Origin of the sequence: Streptomyces sp. NPDC048604, assembly GCF_043199435.1 — a bacterium.
Classification (GTDB): domain Bacteria; phylum Actinomycetota; class Actinomycetes; order Streptomycetales; family Streptomycetaceae; genus Streptomyces.
The window spans coordinates 1-3,120 of sequence record NZ_JBICVX010000039.1; the positions used below are offsets into that span (position 1 = coordinate 1).

Here is a 3,120-nt window from a genome sequence, read left to right on the forward strand (position 1 = left end):
CTGCGTTGATTTTTCCATTAGGTCTCTTTCTAATGTGGAGGTATGCGCATTGGAAGAATTGGTTAAAATTGACTGTTTCATCAGTCTATATTATTAGTTTAGTTTTAACACTTTTATATCAATTTATTCTATTAAATGAGAATAAAACAAATCAAATAGAACATGCATCAACTATGAAAGAAAAGTCTAATATAAATAATGTAAAAACAACTAAAAATAAAAATATGGAAAAATCAACGCAGACAGACAAACAAAACTCTGTGAACTTAAAGCAAAACACAAAAGATCAAAATAATAACGCAAATGATGAAGCAGCTTCTCCAACTAGCGAACAAAATGCAGCTATAGCACAAGCAAAGTCATATGCAAATACATTACCTATCTCTAAGAAAAGTTTATACAAACAATTAACTTCGGAATACGGAGAGAAATATCCGGCAGACATAGCACAGTATGCTGTTGACCATATCAGTGTAGATTATAAAATGAATGCACTGAGATTAGCAAAAAGTTACGTAAAAAATATAAACATTTCTAATCAAGCGTTATATGATCAACTCGTTTCAGAAAATGGAGAAGGATTTACTCCTGAAGAAGCACAATATGCAATGAATCATTTAGATAGGTAATCATTAAGAAAGAGTTTTAACATTAAAGGTTTGTTTTCTTAGTTGAAAGCAAACCTTTAATATATTCGTATAAATATAATCTTTATAGACTGTAAATTCAGTTATTATAAAATTTTATAGTTACAATTACTTTCAATCTTTTAAAATGTCATCGATATAGAGAAAATTCTCCACCTAGTAGGTTAAACTCAATTTTCTATTTAATTTTTTTAAAGTAGAATGTTAAAAATTGAGAATTTAGTACATTTGTTTATAGACATTTTCTCCCTGAAACAAGATAATCTGATTCTTCATCTTTTGTCATTTTATTTGATTGAGTGCTTACTGGTGAGTCTTGTCTTAATGCTTTTTCAACATTTGATTTTACCATTTGATTAAGTAAGTTAGTAAATGATTCAACATTTTTCCTTGTTTTTTCAGCATCAGTATTTACTAATATATTAACAATTTGATCATCGAAGTTTTCTAAACCTGACTCATTAAGCATTGAACGAGTCTCATTCTTCATTTTCTTTTAACAGCTTTTCCAACTCATATTGATTCTTTTGGTCTTTATTCATCTTGGCTAGTTTTTCAGCTTCTTGAATTGCATCTTTCATACGTTATTCAGATTTCTTTTTTTTCTAGCTAAACGATCCTTAATCATTTGAGATACTTCTTCTTGAGAGAATGTTTTCTCTTTTTGTTGCGTTTGTTCATAAGTTGTTTCTAAATTATCATTGTGTTTCGTTTCTTCAGTAATATTACTTTGATTGTTCTCCATGAGATATACCTCCGTTTATAGTCTGTCGACTGCGTATTCCATACTTGCTTTTATAACGTCATCAGCACGTTTTGGACATAAAAAATAACCTTCCGTAGAAGGTTAAAAAAGCTTATAAAAATAGCACCACTTTCTATTTATCTATGCAGAAAGGATGCTACTAAGATATTAATTTTATACTTTTTATTTCCGATTCATCAATTGAATATATTCCTAAATCTGTCTCTAAATCCAGGGAATAGTTTCCAGTATCACTTTCTAATGGGTTTTCATAATCAAACACAAAACCTTTAAACTTTTCATTATTTTTAAGTGTGACAATAACATTTTTACGATAAGCATCTTTAATTAACATTTTATTTCTCCTTACTTATAAAAGGTATTATATGAGAGTCTGTTTTTGAATAATGCACTTTACCAAATGTAGTCTCAATATATTTTCCATCTATAAATGCTTTTCCTATAATCCTCTCAAAATTTATTACTTTTTTATGGTTAAAACCGTTTTTATTTATTAAGATTTTACCAGAAGTTGAGTACTGTTGTACTAATCTATTTAATTCATTGATAGATAACGTAGTATAACTTGGTAATCTTTCATTATTTTTTAATGCAAAATTTTTATTTTTCAAATATAAACTATGATTTAAGGAATGTCTATTTTGTTTTTCAGGATTTATATCTAATTTTATTTTACCACTACGTATCACATCAGGAATTTCTTTTTTGCTTTTTCTTGTATTTTTTTCTTTTTATGATTCTTTATTCTCTGTCTGATACTTACCTTTACGCTCAGTAAAGAATCTATCTCGCCAATTGCCCACATGTGTTACTGTAGTACTTCTACACCAAGGGTGCATAGGTGGAGCATTAACTCCAGGCATCATATCTTTAACTTTAAATACTTTGCCATTTAAAGAGTGACATATTTTAGATGTTTTCTTGTCGATTTTGGCCTCGTATTTATATTCGCCATCTTCACCTAAATCTTTAAGATAAGTTAACTTCTGTGATTCAGCCTGCACACATGCTGATTCAGTAACTAACAATCTACTTGCATTATATGTTGTGGTATTTGTTTGCTTTTTAAACTTAGCTACGTACTCATTAGGATGTCTCCCTCTAAGTAATACATTACTCGTTGTTTTTTCTACTTCTTTTTGAACTACAGCCATATCTTGACATAATCTTGTAGACCAGTTCACACCTTTAAAGTTACTGTTAACAACCGCTTTTACTTCAGTGTCATCAATTTTCACATGTTCACCAAGTATATGTGCTTGTCTTTCAACTTCTCTATCAACCAACTTATTTTCTATTTCATCATGAATGTCTAAAGCGGAGTCTTTGACTATCAAATCTAATTGCTGCTTTAATAGCTTTTCTCTAGATACTTTCATAGACAAATTATAAAGTTTAAGTGCTTTGTTTGCCTCATCACAAGATTTCTTCAGTACATTTCACTAAATTGAATCATTGATGGCTTGTTGATTTATTTAAGTTTTGTCGATAAAAAGTACATTAAGATTACATTTTAATGCATTCGACCAAATACTTTACTCATTATAAAATGATTAACAAAATATAGCTGTAAAAAAAGAAGCTAAGGCAAAATGCCTTAACTCCTTACCCCTATTAGGTTTCCCCTGAAATTGTTTAGCGCTTAGTATTGCTTAATATACTGTTCTCTTTCCCATTCGGATACTTGAGTTCTATAGTAATCCCATT

General features: G+C 29.2%; 5 protein-coding genes and 1 pseudogene. 1 reads left to right on the forward strand and 5 read right to left on the reverse strand.

All coding sequences use genetic code 11. From position 1 onward, the window contains the following. A partial coding sequence (locus ACGFMM_RS35710; RefSeq protein ID WP_393650657.1) for an Ltp family lipoprotein occupies window positions 1–629 on the forward strand: 629 nt, incomplete at its 5' end. Between the two features lie 250 nt (window positions 630–879). Here the strand turns inward: ACGFMM_RS35710 and ACGFMM_RS35715 are convergent. The 5 genes and pseudogenes from ACGFMM_RS35715 to ACGFMM_RS35735 form a co-directional block, all read right to left on the reverse strand. Next, window positions 880–1,228: pseudogene (locus ACGFMM_RS35715) on the reverse strand (DUF4355 domain-containing protein). After that, entirely contained in the window at window positions 1,225–1,392 is a 168-nt protein-coding gene (locus ACGFMM_RS35720; protein WP_002456550.1) for a hypothetical protein, read from the reverse strand. Before ACGFMM_RS35720 ends, ACGFMM_RS35715 begins: the two are co-directional and overlap by 4 nt. A gap of 160 nt (window positions 1,393–1,552) precedes the next feature. Further along, window positions 1,553–1,747 (reverse strand): hypothetical protein, encoded by a 195-nt coding sequence (locus ACGFMM_RS35725; RefSeq protein ID WP_002456551.1) that lies wholly within the window; start codon window positions 1,745–1,747, stop codon window positions 1,553–1,555. 1 nt (window position 1,748) lies between these two features. After that, window positions 1,749–2,102: a polymorphic toxin type 50 domain-containing protein gene (locus ACGFMM_RS35730; protein ID WP_002456552.1), complete on the reverse strand. Its 354-nt coding sequence runs from the start codon at window positions 2,100–2,102 to the stop codon at window positions 1,749–1,751. Window positions 2,103–2,144: 42 nt separating this feature from the next. Beyond that, window positions 2,145–2,792, reverse strand: coding sequence for a minor capsid protein (locus tag ACGFMM_RS35735; protein WP_393650658.1), 648 nt, complete (start codon window positions 2,790–2,792; stop codon window positions 2,145–2,147). Window positions 2,793–3,120 lie beyond the last annotated feature (328 nt).

Coding starts and splice junctions, on each gene's coding strand:
- ACGFMM_RS35725 (WP_002456551.1), bottom strand. CDS start 1,747: ATGTTAATTAAAGATGCTTATCGTAAAAATGTTATTGTCACACTTAAA.
- ACGFMM_RS35720 (WP_002456550.1), bottom strand. CDS start 1,392: ATGGAGAACAATCAAAGTAATATTACTGAAGAAACGAAACACAATGAT.
- ACGFMM_RS35735 (WP_393650658.1), bottom strand. CDS start 2,792: ATGAAAGTATCTAGAGAAAAGCTATTAAAGCAGCAATTAGATTTGATA.